13 protein-coding genes and 1 pseudogene are annotated in these 12,184 nt (G+C 66.9%); 7 read left to right on the forward strand and 7 right to left on the reverse strand.

All coding sequences use genetic code 11. The features are described 5' to 3' along the window. Positions 1-3: 3 nt before the first annotated feature. Together AC1DOM_RS07210 and AC1DOM_RS07215 are read right to left on the reverse strand one after the other, a co-directional pair. On the reverse strand, positions 4-369 hold the full coding sequence (locus AC1DOM_RS07210) for a hypothetical protein (RefSeq protein WP_498961714.1): 366 nt from the start codon (positions 367-369) through the stop codon (positions 4-6). Further along, entirely contained in the window at positions 369-1,151 is a 783-nt protein-coding gene (locus tag AC1DOM_RS07215) for an enoyl-CoA hydratase/isomerase family protein (protein WP_498961716.1), read from the reverse strand. Before AC1DOM_RS07215 ends, AC1DOM_RS07210 begins: the two co-directional genes overlap by 1 nt. Positions 1,152-1,337: 186 nt before the next feature. On the opposite strand from AC1DOM_RS07215, the gene AC1DOM_RS07220 reads away from it, so the two are divergent. The 3 genes and pseudogenes from AC1DOM_RS07220 (at position 1,338) to AC1DOM_RS07230 (ending at position 3,839) form a co-directional block, all read left to right on the forward strand. Further along, entirely contained in the window at positions 1,338-2,033 is a 696-nt protein-coding gene (locus tag AC1DOM_RS07220; protein ID WP_498961718.1) for an FKBP-type peptidyl-prolyl cis-trans isomerase, read from the forward strand. Positions 2,034-2,114: 81 nt separating this feature from the next. Further along, a pseudogene (locus AC1DOM_RS07225) lies at positions 2,115-2,950 on the forward strand (NUDIX hydrolase). Positions 2,951-2,993: 43 nt separating this feature from the next. Next, positions 2,994-3,839 carry a sulfurtransferase gene (locus AC1DOM_RS07230; RefSeq protein ID WP_498961719.1) on the forward strand — a complete coding sequence of 282 codons (846 nt, stop codon included), beginning with the start codon at positions 2,994-2,996 and terminating at the stop codon, positions 3,837-3,839. On the opposite strand, the gene AC1DOM_RS07235 is transcribed toward AC1DOM_RS07230, so the two are convergent. After that, a complete protein-coding gene (locus AC1DOM_RS07235; RefSeq protein WP_498961721.1) occupies positions 3,840-4,595 on the reverse strand; it encodes an enoyl-CoA hydratase/isomerase family protein in 756 nt (251 codons plus the stop codon). It lies immediately after the preceding gene. A gap of 41 nt (positions 4,596-4,636) precedes the next feature. Between AC1DOM_RS07235 and AC1DOM_RS07240 the strand changes: the two genes are divergently transcribed. Beyond that, positions 4,637-5,086 (forward strand): copper chaperone PCu(A)C, encoded by a 450-nt coding sequence (locus AC1DOM_RS07240; RefSeq protein ID WP_498961723.1) that lies wholly within the window; start codon positions 4,637-4,639, stop codon positions 5,084-5,086. A gap of 230 nt (positions 5,087-5,316) precedes the next feature. Here the strand turns inward: AC1DOM_RS07240 and AC1DOM_RS07245 are convergent, their stop codons facing one another. The 3 genes from AC1DOM_RS07245 to AC1DOM_RS07255 form a co-directional block, all read right to left on the reverse strand. Next, complete coding sequence (locus AC1DOM_RS07245) at positions 5,317-5,724, reverse strand: acyl-CoA thioesterase (RefSeq protein ID WP_498961725.1); 408 nt, start codon at positions 5,722-5,724, stop codon at positions 5,317-5,319. Continuing rightward, positions 5,721-8,696, reverse strand: a complete 2,976-nt coding sequence (gene uvrA, locus AC1DOM_RS07250) for an excinuclease ABC subunit UvrA (RefSeq protein WP_498961727.1) — start codon at positions 8,694-8,696, stop codon at positions 5,721-5,723. The genes AC1DOM_RS07245 and uvrA overlap by 4 nt, the downstream gene beginning before the upstream one ends. 143 nt (positions 8,697-8,839) lie before the next feature. Next, positions 8,840-9,835 carry an OmpA family protein gene (locus tag AC1DOM_RS07255; RefSeq protein WP_498961729.1) on the reverse strand — a complete coding sequence of 332 codons (996 nt, stop codon included), beginning with the start codon at positions 9,833-9,835 and terminating at the stop codon, positions 8,840-8,842. 205 nt (positions 9,836-10,040) lie between these two features. Here AC1DOM_RS07255 and rplU point away from each other — a divergent pair, with 205 nt between their 5' ends. The 3 genes from rplU to obgE all read left to right on the forward strand — a co-directional run bounded on the left by rplU (position 10,041) and on the right by obgE (position 11,755). Then, positions 10,041-10,361: a 50S ribosomal protein L21 gene (gene rplU, locus AC1DOM_RS07260; protein ID WP_498961731.1), complete on the forward strand. Its 321-nt coding sequence runs from the start codon at positions 10,041-10,043 to the stop codon at positions 10,359-10,361. A 12-nt stretch (positions 10,362-10,373) separates the two neighbouring features. Then, positions 10,374-10,628, forward strand: a complete 255-nt coding sequence (gene rpmA / locus AC1DOM_RS07265; RefSeq protein ID WP_498961733.1) for a 50S ribosomal protein L27 — start codon at positions 10,374-10,376, stop codon at positions 10,626-10,628. Positions 10,629-10,702: 74 nt separating this feature from the next. Continuing rightward, complete coding sequence (gene obgE / locus AC1DOM_RS07270) at positions 10,703-11,755, forward strand: GTPase ObgE (protein ID WP_498961735.1); 1,053 nt, start codon at positions 10,703-10,705, stop codon at positions 11,753-11,755. A 70-nt stretch (positions 11,756-11,825) separates the two neighbouring features. On the opposite strand, the gene rpsT is transcribed toward obgE, so the two are convergent. Beyond that, positions 11,826-12,095 (reverse strand): 30S ribosomal protein S20, encoded by a 270-nt coding sequence (rpsT, locus tag AC1DOM_RS07275; protein ID WP_232897862.1) that lies wholly within the window; start codon positions 12,093-12,095, stop codon positions 11,826-11,828. Between the last annotated feature and the right edge of the window lie 89 nt (positions 12,096-12,184).

Genomic DNA, 12,184 nt, shown 5'->3' on the forward strand with positions numbered 1-12,184 from the left:
GCATCAATCCTTTTTCTGGGCAGCGCGTGCCTTCGCGCGCTCGAGCGCGGCCGCTGCGGCGGCCGGCAGTGCGGGCGAACCGGTTTGCGTCTGCACCGGCGCGCGTTGCGCATCACGTTCGCGTTGCAGGCGGGCCAGGCGCAATGCGCGGTCGCGGAAGCGCTCGCGTGCGGCCAGGGCGCGGCGTCGCGTGTCGCGCGCGAGTGCGAGGGCCTGTGTGCAATCGGCGCTGCATTGCGCGCATGCGATGTCATCGAGCAAGCCGAGTTCGATCGCGCGATCCAGGTCGTCCTCGCGCAAGGCCGCATTGATGCGATGCGCGGCCTCGCCCTCGGGCGAGGCGCATGCGCAGGTGACGCACGCTTCCATCAGCGGCCGGCGAAGGCGGGCTTGCGACGTTCTAGGAACGCCGTGGTGCCTTCGCGCATGTCGTCGGTGGCGAACATCAGGCCGAACTGCGCGCTTTCGTATTCCAGGCCTTCTTCGATGCCGCACTCGCCGCCGACATTGATGCAGTCCAGGATGCCGCGCAGGGCGAGCGGCGCGGCGTTGGCGAGTTGGTCGGCGAGTGCCATCGTCTGCGCTTCCAGTTCCGCCGCGGGCACGACGCGATTGACGATGCCCAGTTGCATCGCGCGCTGTGCATCGATCGGTGCGCCGGCCAGGCACAGTTCCAGCGTCGCCGCGCGGCCGGCCAGGCGCAGCAGGCGCTGCGTGCCGCCGAAGCCGGGGATGAGGCCGAGGTTGATTTCGGGCTGGCCGACCTTGGCCGTGTCGGCGGCGATGCGCAGGTGGCAGCTCATGGCCAGTTCAAGACCGCCACCGAGCGCGAAGCCGTTGACCATCGCGATCACCGGCTTGGGCATCTTTTCGATCCCGCGCATCATGCGTTGGCCGCGCAGGGAGAAGTCGCGACCCTGCACGGGCGTGAGCGCATTCATTTCACTGATGTCGGCACCGGCCACGAAGGCCTTCGGGCCACTGCCGGTGAGGACCACGCAACGGACGCTTGCGTCCTCCGCGGCCGCGCGGAAGGCCACGTGCAGGGCATCGAGGGTTTGCGCATTGAGGGCGTTGAGCTTGTCGGGGCGGTGCACGGTGAGGGTGCGAACGGCGCCGCGGTCGGCGGTCAGCAGGACGGAGTCGGGCATGCTCGGGGCTCGTAAGTGTGGGGGCGAGTGTGGATTGACGCGGCTTTCGCCGGGCGCGGAACTTCTCACGCCAGGCCCGGTCACAGGGCCCGGTCGTCAGTGGCGATTCAGCGCTCGCGCCGCTATCCTAGCGCGCCCATCCGGGACCGACGGACGGGCATTCCCATTCCAAGAGGTACGTTCCGAATGAAGTTGCGTCTGCTTGCCGCCACCGTCGCGGCTTTGACCCTGTTCGCGGGCTTCGCCCACGCCCAGGAGACCACGAGTGAAAAGGGCAAGCTCAGTTACTACTTCGGCTACCGCTTCGGCAGCGATCTCGCCGCCAGCGGCGAGCAGGTCGACATGGCCACTGTGTACAAGGCCATGCAGGACGCTTACGCCAAGAAGCAGCCCGCTGTCGCGGAGAAGGACCTCGAACCGGTGATCGCCGGCCTGCAGAAGCGCCAGCAGGCGCGCGCCGAACAGCGCAAGGCCGAGTTCACCAAGGCTTCGGCCGACAACAAGGCCCAGTCCGACCAGTTCCTGGCCGCCAACAAGGCCAAGGCCGGCGTGAAGACCCTGCCCAGCGGCGTCCAGTACCGCGTGATCGAAACCGGCACCGGCGCCAAGCCGACCGCTTCCAGCACGGTCGACCTGGAAGTCACCGGTCCGTTCCCGCTCAACAAGCGCCCCGAAGCGGCCCCGGCCGCCGAGAAGCTCACGGGCATCAAGATGAGCGCGGTGGAAATGAAGGGCATGCGCGAAGCGCTGACCAACATGCCGGCCGGTTCGAAGTGGGAAATCGCCCTCCCGCCGGACCAGGGCTTCGGCGCCGATCCGCGCAGCCCGTACCCGCCGAATGTCGCGGTGGTGTTCGAGGTGAAGCTGGTTTCGGCGAAGTAATCGCACAACGCAGCAAGGACGAACGCCGGCCTAGCGCCGGCGTTCTCTTTTTCCGGCCTCGCAATCCGTCAAAATCGCACCGTGCACCCAGCGCCCACCTTCCGCCCGATCCTCAGCCCCTGCATCGGCATCTGCGAGCTCGACACGCAGGACCTGTGCTCGGGTTGCCGTCGCACGACCAACGAGATCGCGCGCTGGAGCCTGATGAGCGACGAAGAACGCCTGCACGTCATGGACGTGGTGCTTCCCGCGCGCCCGCCTTACGCGCCGAAATGAGCGTGGGCCTGGACCTGATGCACCTGCGCGCGGTGCTGCATCCCGTCGATGCTCCGCCCACGGGCCCCGGATGGAACCACCAGGACCTCGTCGACCTGCTGCCCGACGCGCCCTTGCGCGAAGCCGCGGTGCTCGTCGGCCTGGTCACGCGCAGCGAGGGTTGGCAGGTCCTGCTCACGCGCCGCACCGACGAACTGCGCCACCACGCAGGCCAGGTGAGTTTCCCGGGCGGGCGCATCGAACCGGACGACCGCGATGCCATCGCCGCCGCGCTGCGCGAAAGCCGCGAGGAAATCGGGTTGCAAGCCGCGCAGGCCGCGCCGCTCGGCTTCCTCGATCCGCTGTGCACGATCACCGGTTTCCGGGTGCTTCCGCTGGTGGCGATGGTCGATCCGGAGTTCGTGCCGCGGCCCGATCCGGGCGAGGTGGCCGAAGTCTTCGAAGTCCCGCTCGACTATCTTCTGGACCCCGCCAACCTCAACGCCACCGATGTCGCGACCCTGCTGGGTCGCCCGATTCCGGGCGGGCGGCCGCGCCGGGTGCTGGAATTCGTGGATAGGGGTAACCCGCGGCAACGGATCTGGGGCGCCACCGCCTCGATCCTCTTCAACTTGCGTGAACGCATCGCTGCGGCAAGCTAGACCCATCCGCACCCGCGGGCCCCCGCCCGCACCGGAGGAACCGATGTCCGGCTGGAATACCCTCGTGCAGGCCGAAACGCTCGCGATCGCGATCGGCCGGCCCGACGTGAAGATCGTCGATTGCCGCTTCTCCCTGGCCAACCCGACGGCGGGCGAAAGCGCGTATCTGGTCGGCCATGTGCCCGGCGCCGTGTATGCGAACCTGGACCGCGACCTGTCCGACATGAAGCGCACCGGCGCGGGCCGCCATCCATGGCCCGACGCGGCCCGCTTCACGCAACGGCTGGGCGAATGGGGCATCGGGCCCGACGACCAGGTCGTCGCCTACGACGACGGCGATGGCGCGCACGCCTCGCGCTTCTGGTTCCTGATGCGCGCGCTCGGGCACGAGAAAGTCGCGGTGCTCGATGGGGGCTGGTCGCGCTGGTCCTCGCTGGGCTTGCCCGTGGATTCTTCGCCGAAGAAGCCGATCACCACGCGCTATACCGGCACGTTCGATGCGACGCGCTTGCTCGATGCCGAGCAGGTGCAGGAAAGCCTCGACGCCGGTTACATCCTGATCGACGCGCGCGCGGCCGATCGCTTCCGCGGCGAGAACGAGATGATCGACCGCGTCGCGGGCCACGTGCCGGGTGCGGTCAATCGCCACTTCGCGATGAACCTCGACCACGGCAAGTTCAAGCCGCCGGCCGACCTGGCAGATGAATTCCGCGCGTTGCTGCACGGCAAGCCTGCCGGCGAAGCGATCGTGATGTGCGGCTCGGGTGTCACCGCTTGCCACCACCTGCTGGCGATGGAGCGCGCCGGCTTGCGCGGCGCGCGTTTGTTCACCGGTTCGTGGAGCGGATGGATCTCCGATCCATCGCGGCCGATCGCCGAAGGCGCCTGATCATTTTCCGAGGCGCGCGATCAACGCGCGCAAACCTTGCTGCGTATCGGGCGCCGTCCACGCGTCGATGAAGCTTTCGAGCTGGATGCGCTCGGGCTGCATCGCGGCCACGACATCGGCGCGCGAGATCGAACGCGTGCGCAGCATCGGTTCGCGCGGCAAGGCCACGAGCCCTTCGAGCCACAGGCGCGCGCGCGTGGCCACCTCGTCGATCGCCGCGAGCTCGTCGACCAGGCCGATCGCATGCGCCTGCGCGCTGTCGAGCACCTGGCCGCTCACCAGCAAACGCTCGGCGCGATGCAGCCCGACGATGCGACGCATCAGCCACTGGATCCCTTCGGGCGCGACCAGGCCGACCTGGGTTTCATTGAGGCCGATGCGATACGGCCCTTCGGCCATGACGCGATAGTCGCAGCACAACGCGAGCACGCAACCGCCTGCAGGCGCATGACCGGCGAGGGCGGCGGCGACGGGGACAGGCGACTCGGCGAGCGCGCGCGCGGCATCGAAGAACGCCGACCATGCGTTCAGCAGCGCTGCGCGATCCTCACCGAGCGACAGCAAATACGGAACGTCGAGGCCGGCAGAAAACACCTTCGGCCCACCCGACAACACGATGCCTTGCGCACCACCCTTGACCGCATCGACGAGCGCGGTGCGCAGGTCGTTGCAGAGCGCGGGGTCGAGTGCATTGACGGGCGCACGCGCCAGCTTGAGTTCGACGATGGGGCCGTGCGGAATGCGTTCGACAAGCATGCGGGGGAGTCCGGGATGGGGGGCGGCGCTATCATAGGCGCATGAAGACTTTCCGCTCCATCGTTGCCCTGGCGCTTGTTTCCTTCCTGTTCGCGATGCCCGCTTGCGCGAAAGGCAAGCCTGACGCCTGCGTGCCCGTCGTGCGCGACGGATGGATTCGGCTGGTTCCGGGTGGCATGCCGATGCATGCAGGGTTCGGGCGCATCGAGAATGCGTGCAAGACGGCTGCGACAGTCGCCAGCGCGAAGAGCGCGAGTTACGCGAGCGTCGAGATGCACGAGACGAAGCTCGTCGATGGCGTGAGCCGGATGCGCGCCGTGCCTTCATTGCCGATCGCGTCGAACGGCAGTGCGGAATTCAAGCCGGGTGGCTTGCATCTGATGCTGATGGATCCGAAGTCGTCGCTGAAGGCGGGGGACAAGGTGGCGATCGATTTCGCGTTGCAGGATGGGCGGGTGGTGCGGGGGGCGTTTGTGGTGCGCAATCCCTGAGGGTGCGTTGGTCCGAAAGGGCTTACACCCTCCGCTTTCGCGCCGCCCGAACGTCGTGAGTTCCAAATTTTTTTGGGAAAAAAATTTGAAACTCACAACGCTGGGGCATCACCTTTCGTGCGTTGGCTTTCGATCGGGGGTTTCGCCCGGGCATTCGTTTTGCCGGTGCGAAGCGAGCTTCGCACTGTCCCGATCTTTGTCGAAGAGGCATGCTTTCGAAGCCGAGGTTTTTACGCCCGAGAAGAAGCCATCTCGCGTACGCCATCAGGCAACGGAATCGGTCGCCCGCTCTTCGGGTCGATCCAAACCAGCACGACATGGCCGTCGGAATACAAGGTCGCGCCATCGATGGACTCGATGCGGTGGCCGACGGTCACGCTGGTGTTGCCGACGCGATCGGCGAACAGTGCGATCGCGATTTTCGAGGGATACGGGATCGGCGCGCGATAGTTCAGTTGCACGGCCGCTAGCAACGGCATCATCGTGTCGCTGAGCCATTCGCGGCCGAGCGATGCGAACCACTGGATGCGCGCTTCTTCCAGGTAGGTCAGGAAGTTGCTGTTGTTGACGTGGTTGAACGCGTCCAGGTCGCGCCAACGCGGCGCGATCTCCATGCGGAACAGCGCGTCACCACTCATGCCGCCGACTTCCGCGTCGTCTTGGCTGCCTGCTTGGCGGCTTTCTTCGCGGCGACCTTCTCCGCCTTCGACGGCGGGCGCGGGGCTTCCGGGCGCGGCGAGGGCGCGGGTTTGGTCGGCTTGGCGTCGGTCCCGAGGACCTTTGCGAGGAAGCGACCGGTGTGCGAATGGCCGATCCCTGCGATGTCCTCCGGCGTGCCGGTGGCCAGGATCGTGCCGCCGCGGTGGCCGCCTTCGGGGCCCAGGTCGATGACCCAGTCCGCCGTCTTGATCACGTCGAGGTTGTGTTCGATCACCACGATCGTGTTGCCGTCGTCGCGCAGCTTGTGCAGCACGGCGAGCAGGTGTTCGATGTCGTGGAAGTGCAGGCCGGTGGTCGGTTCGTCGAGGATGTACAGCGTGCGGCCCGTATCGCGGCGCGAGAGTTCCTTCGACAGCTTCACGCGCTGCGCTTCGCCGCCGGACAACGTGGTCGCCGGTTGGCCGAGCTTGACGTAGGTCAGGCCGACATCGACGAGCGTTTCGAGCTTGCGCGCGATCGCGGGCACCGGTTCGAACAGCGACAACGCATCTTCGACCGTCATCTCCAGCACGTCGTGGATGCTGTAGCCCTTGTAGAGGATTTCCAGCGTCTCGCGGTTGTAGCGCTTGCCGTGGCAGACATCGCAGGGCACGTACACGTCCGGCAGGAAGTGCATCTCGACCTTGATCAGGCCGTCGCCCTGGCACGCTTCGCAACGCCCGCCGCGCACGTTGAAGCTGAAACGCCCCGGCGAATAGCCGCGCGCACGCGACTCGGGCACCGACGCGAACAACTCGCGCAGCGGCGTGAACAGCCCCGTGTACGTGGCCGGATTCGAACGTGGCGTGCGGCCGATCGGCGATTGGTCGATGTCGACGACCTTGTCGAACAGGTCCAGGCCGTGCACTTCGCGATGGGCCGCCGGCTTGTGCGACGCGCCGTTGATCTCGTTGGCGGCCAGCGCATACAGCGTGTCGTTGATCAGCGTCGACTTGCCCGAACCGGAGACGCCGGTGATCGCGGTGAACAGGCCCGCCGGGATTTCGAGATCGACGTTCTTGAGGTTGTGGCCGCTGGCGCCGAGCAGGCGCAGCGACATCTTCTTGTTCGGCTTGTGGCGGTGCGCGGGAATCTCGATGCGCTTCTTGCCGCTCATGTACTGGCCGGTGAGCGAGCGCGGCGCCTTGAGTACGTCGGCGAACACGCCCTGCGCCACGATTTCGCCGCCATGCACGCCGGCGCCGGGGCCGATGTCGACGATGTGGTCGGCCAGGCGGATCGCATCTTCATCGTGTTCGACCACGATGACCGTGTTGCCCAGGTCGCGCAGGCGCGTGAGCGTGCCGAGCAGGCGTTCGTTGTCGCGCTGGTGCAGGCCGATCGAGGGCTCGTCGAGCACGTACATCACGCCGACCAGGCCCGCGCCGATTTGCGAGGCCAGGCGGATGCGCTGCGCTTCGCCACCGGACAGCGTGTCCGCCTTGCGTTCGAGCGTGAGGTAATCCAGGCCCACGTCGACGAGGAAGCGCAGGCGTTCGCCGATTTCCTTGACGATCTTGACCGCGATCTCGCCGCGCCAGCCCGGCAGTTCCAGGTGCTGGAAGAAGGTGAGCGCTTCGTCGACCGGCAGCACGACGATGTCCGACAGTGGCCGATCGGCGACGAACACGTTCCGCGCGCTGCGGTTCAAGCGCGCGCCGCCGCATTCCACGCAGGGGCGCTCGCTGATGTACTTCGCCAGCTCTTCGCGCACCGCGGCGCTTTCGGTTTCCTGGTAGCGGCGTTCGAGGTTCGGCAGGATGCCTTCGAACTTGTGCTTGCGCGACGTGCGCCCGCCCGCTTCGGTGAGATAGGAGAACGTCACGACGTTGTTGCCGCTGCCGTACAGCACCGCCTGGCGCTGGTCTTCTCCCAGGTCCTGCCACGCGGTGTCGACGCTGAAGCCGTAATGCTTGGCGAGCGAGGCGATCAGTTGGAAGTAGTAAACGTTGCGACGGTCCCAGCCGCGCACCGCGCCGGCCGCGAGCGAAAGCTCGGGATGCACGACCACGCGCGAGGGATCGAAGAACTGGCTCACGCCCAGGCCGTCGCAGGTCGGGCACGCGCCGACGGGCGAGTTGAAGGAGAACAGGCGCGGTTCGAGCTCCGGCAGCGAGTAATCGCAGACCGGGCAGCTGTACTTCGAAGAGAACAGCTGCGGCGCGAGCGACGCGTCGTCGATGGCCTGGACGATCGCCATGCCGTCGCCGAGCTTGAGCGCAGTCTCGAAGGATTCGGCCAGGCGCTGCTTGAGGTCGTCGCGCACCTTGAAGCGATCGATCACCGCTTCGATCGTGTGTTTCTGGCGCAGCGCGAGCGGCGGCACCGCGTCGATTTCGTGCAACACGCCATCCACGCGGACGCGAACGAAACCCTGCGCGCGCAGTTGTTCGAAGATCTGCGCGTGCTCGCCCTTGCGTTCGCGGATCACCGGCGCGAGCAACATCCAGCGCTGCTCGGCGAGCTTCTCGTCCTTCGCCAGCGCCATGACCTGGTCGACCATCTGGCTGACGGTCTGCGCTTCCAGCGGGAAGCCGTGGTCGGGGCAGCGCGGGGTGCCGACGCGTGCGTAGAGCAGGCGCAGGTAGTCGTAGATCTCGGTGATCGTGCCGACGGTCGAGCGCGGGTTGTGCGAAGTGGCCTTCTGCTCGATCGCGATCGCGGGGCTGAGGCCCTCGATGTGGTCGACGTCGGGCTTCTCCATCACGCTGAGGAACTGGCGCGCGTAGGCCGAGAGGGACTCGACGTAGCGGCGCTGGCCTTCGGCGTAGATGGTGTCGAAGGCGAGCGAGGATTTGCCGGAACCCGAGAGCCCGGTGATGACGATCAACTTCTCCCTCGGAAGGTCGAGGTCGATGTTCTTGAGGTTGTGCGTCCGCGCGCCGCGGATGCGGATGAAGTCCATCGCCATCGAGTAGGGAGTCCGGTGCGGGGAGCGAAGGTCGAACAGGGGAGCGTAACGAGCCGACTAGGTGGGGGCAAATCGGCGCAACGCCAGCCTGTGCGCGCGGGGGCGCACAGGCTGCGACTCAGGCTCCTGAACGGGCCGGCGCGTCAGTGCAGGACCGTGAACTCCATCCGCCGGTTCTTCGCGCGACCGGCTTCGGTGGCGTTGTCGGCGACCGGCCGGTCCTGTCCGTAGCCCTGGCTGGTGAGGTTGGCCGGGTCCACGCCGTCGCGGGTCAGTTCGGCCACCACGGCCGCGGCGCGTTCGCGCGAGAGCGTCATGTTGGCGGCCGCATCGCCGGTGTTGTCGGTGTGGCCGCCCACTTCGATGCGCGTGCCGGCCGGTGCCTTCTTGATGACACTCGCGGCCTTGGCGAGCATCGCCGTGCTGTCGGCGGAGATGCGGGCGCTGTCGGTGTCGAAGTGGATCGTCATCAGGTTCAGCGCCTTGACCAGGTCGTCGGCGCTGAAGGTGCGGCCCAATAGGGCATCGAGTGCGGCGCCGGCGTCGGGCAACGACATCGATGGCGCTTCCGCAGTCGGGGTGCCCGGCATCGCTTCGCGCTTGCAACCGCGGAAGGCGAAGAAGGCGATCAGCGCCAGGGCGATGATCGCGATCCAGGGCAGCCAGCGGCCCATGCCGCCGCCCGCCGCGCGGACGACCTCGCCGCCGGCCGCAGCCGCCGTTCGTGCGCCGGTCCCCAGCGCGGCGGCACCGCCACCGAGCAGGCCCGCGAGGCTGGCCGGGATCGAGGTCGGGATGCGGCCGCCTTCGGTCAGCCCGTTCACCATGTCGGGCAACAGGCCGCTGAGCGCGCCGGAGACCGCGTTGCGATCGGCGCCGACCTTGCTGGCCATCTCGTTGACGGTGGACGGGCCGAGCGCACTTTCGACCTGTCCGGGCGAAATCGGCTGGTTGGGCCCGGTGTCCACCCAGGATTGGACGACATCCCCCAGGCCCTGCTGGCGGAATCGATCGAGGAAACCGGCGAAACCGCCGGACTGGTTGAACATCAGGCCGGCCAGCAGGGGAAGCAACTGGCGGACTTTGTCGGGGCCGATGCCGAAGCGTGCGGCGACCTGGTCGATGAGACCCTCGAACATGGGACGACCTCCCTGAGCGTGGTGGGGGAGCGCCGCGCCCCTCTCGCGGGCCGGGGAATCAGGCGCCAAGGCCGGTTAAGCGGGCATCACACCGGCAGCAAGCGGCCAGAGTTGACCGTAAATCGCTGAAACCCCTACAATTCCGCTTCTGTCCGCCCTCGAAGGCGTTCAGGCGACCACAATAACTACAGAGGAATGCCTGGTCATGTACGCAGTACTGGTCACCGGCGGTAAGCAATACCGCGTGATGCAAGGCGAGACGCTCCGCGTCGAGCTGCTCGATGTCGAAGCCGGCAAGTCGATCACGTTCGACAACGTGCTCATGCTCGGCGACGGCGAAGGCGTCAAGCTCGGCGACGCGCTCAAGGGCGCGAGCGTCACCGCCACCGTCAAGGGTCACGGCCGCGCCGACAAGGTGCGCATCGTGAAGTTCCGCCGCCGCAAGCACCATCGCAAGCAGATGGGCCACCGGCAGCACTACACCGAAATCGAGATCACCGGCATCGCCGGTGGCGACAAGAAGTAAGGAGAAGCAGCCATGGCACATAAAAAGGGCGTAGGTTCCTCGCGCAACGGCCGCGACTCCAATCCGAAGTACCTGGGCGTGAAGCTCTACGGCGGCCAGGCCGTCGAAGCCGGCAACATCATCGTTCGCCAGCGCGGCACGCAGTTCCACCCGGGTTCGGGCGTCGGCCTCGGCCGCGACCACACCCTGTTCGCGCTGGTCGATGGCAAGGTCGATTTCTCGACCAAGGGCCCGAACAAGCGCCGCACCGTCAGCGTCGTCGAGTAACCTCGGCGCGCCGGTGTCCGACGAGCCCCGCTCCGGCGGGGTTCGTCGTTTCTGCAGCAAGGAATGCAAGTGAAATGAAACTCGTCGACGAAGCAGACATCACCGTGATCGCCGGCAACGGCGGCGATGGATCCATCAGTTTCCGGCGCGAGAAATTCATCCCGCTGGGCGGCCCCAATGGCGGCGACGGCGGCAGCGGCGGCAACGTCTGGCTGCAGGCCGACGAAAACCTCAACACGCTGGTCGACTTCCGCCACGAGAAGACCTTCCGCGCACAGCGCGGCGAGAACGGCAGGGGCAGCGAGATGTACGGCAAGGGCGGCGAGGACCACACGATCACGGTTCCCGTCGGCACGGTCGTGCACAACATCGAGACCGACGAGGTCATCGGCGACCTCACGCGGCACGGCGATCGCCTGCTCGTCGCCAAGGGCGGCAAGGGCGGCCTGGGCAACATGCATTTCAAGAGCTCGACCAATCGTTCGCCGCGTCGTGCGACGCCGGGCGACGAAGGCGAGCAACGCACTCTGCGCCTGGAACTCAAGCTGCTCGCCGACGTGGGCCTGCTCGGCTTCCCGAACGCGGGCAAGTCCACGTTCATCCGCGCGGTTTCCGCCGCGACGCCGAAGGTCGCGGACTATCCCTTCACCACGCTCTATCCGAACCTGGGTGTCGTCTCCGTCGAACACCATCGCAGCTTCGTGATCGCCGACATCCCGGGGATCATCGAAGGCGCGGCCGAAGGCGCGGGCCTGGGCAGCCTGTTCCTGCGCCATGTGCAGCGCACGCGTTTGCTGCTGCACCTGGTCGACATGGCGCCGATGGAAGGTGGCGTGGAGGCTTCACCCGCCGAACAAGTGCGCGCGATCGAACACGAGTTGCGCAAGTACGATCCGGCGATGCTGGAGAAGCCGCGTTGGCTCGTGCTCAACAAGGCCGACCTGATGTTCGAGGACGAAGCGCGCGCGCAGGCCGAAGCGGTCGTGCAGGAACTCGGATGGACGCAGCCCTGGTACATGGTGTCCGCGCTCGCGCGCGAAGGCACGTGGCCGATCATGCTCGCGGTGCAGACCTTCTTCGATCGCCTGCGCGAAGAACAGCTGGAGCAGGGGCAGGCCGATGCGTGAGGCCTGCGCACAGGCAACAAAAAACCCGGCCGAGGCCGGGTTTTTCAAGACAGCAACTGCGCTGATCGAATCAGGCAGCCTGCAGCGCCTTGATGCGCGCCGTGAGGCGGCTCTTGTGGCGGGCGGCCTTGTTCTTGTGGATCAGGCCACGCGCGCTGAAGCGGTCGAGAATGGGCTGCGCCACGACGAACGCGGCCTGGGCGGCGGCGGCGTCATTGGCGTCGAGCGCCTTCAGCACCTTCTTGACGGCGGTGCGCAGCATCGAGCGCTGAGCGGCGTTGCGAGCGTTGCGCACGACGGTCTGCTTGGCGCGCTTCTTGGCGGACTTGATATTGGCCACGACGGGAATCCTGGGAACGAAACGATGAGGGTGGAAATGGATCGGTACCAGGGCTTTCCCGGCACAACGAAGCGCGGAAGTATGGGCGT

The sequence above is a fragment of the Lysobacter sp. P5_B12 genome (assembly GCF_056400425.1).

What these genes read in the sequence shown, in the direction of transcription:
- obgE (WP_498961735.1), top strand. Translation starts at nt 10,703, where the DNA reads ATGAAACTCGTCGACGAAGCAGACATCACCGTGATCGCCGGCAACGGC.
- rplU (WP_498961731.1), top strand. Translation starts at nt 10,041, where the DNA reads ATGTACGCAGTACTGGTCACCGGCGGTAAGCAATACCGCGTGATGCAA.
- AC1DOM_RS07215 (WP_498961716.1), bottom strand. Translation starts at nt 1,151, where the DNA reads ATGCCCGACTCCGTCCTGCTGACCGCCGACCGCGGCGCCGTTCGCACC.
- uvrA (WP_498961727.1), bottom strand. Translation starts at nt 8,696, where the DNA reads ATGGCGATGGACTTCATCCGCATCCGCGGCGCGCGGACGCACAACCTC.
- AC1DOM_RS07220 (WP_498961718.1), top strand. Translation starts at nt 1,338, where the DNA reads ATGAAGTTGCGTCTGCTTGCCGCCACCGTCGCGGCTTTGACCCTGTTC.
- AC1DOM_RS07210 (WP_498961714.1), bottom strand. Translation starts at nt 369, where the DNA reads ATGGAAGCGTGCGTCACCTGCGCATGCGCCTCGCCCGAGGGCGAGGCC.
- AC1DOM_RS07255 (WP_498961729.1), bottom strand. Translation starts at nt 9,835, where the DNA reads ATGTTCGAGGGTCTCATCGACCAGGTCGCCGCACGCTTCGGCATCGGC.
- AC1DOM_RS07245 (WP_498961725.1), bottom strand. Translation starts at nt 5,724, where the DNA reads ATGAGTGGTGACGCGCTGTTCCGCATGGAGATCGCGCCGCGTTGGCGC.
- AC1DOM_RS07235 (WP_498961721.1), bottom strand. Translation starts at nt 4,595, where the DNA reads ATGCTTGTCGAACGCATTCCGCACGGCCCCATCGTCGAACTCAAGCTG.
- rpmA (WP_498961733.1), top strand. Translation starts at nt 10,374, where the DNA reads ATGGCACATAAAAAGGGCGTAGGTTCCTCGCGCAACGGCCGCGACTCC.
- AC1DOM_RS07240 (WP_498961723.1), top strand. Translation starts at nt 4,637, where the DNA reads ATGAAGACTTTCCGCTCCATCGTTGCCCTGGCGCTTGTTTCCTTCCTG.
- AC1DOM_RS07230 (WP_498961719.1), top strand. Translation starts at nt 2,994, where the DNA reads ATGTCCGGCTGGAATACCCTCGTGCAGGCCGAAACGCTCGCGATCGCG.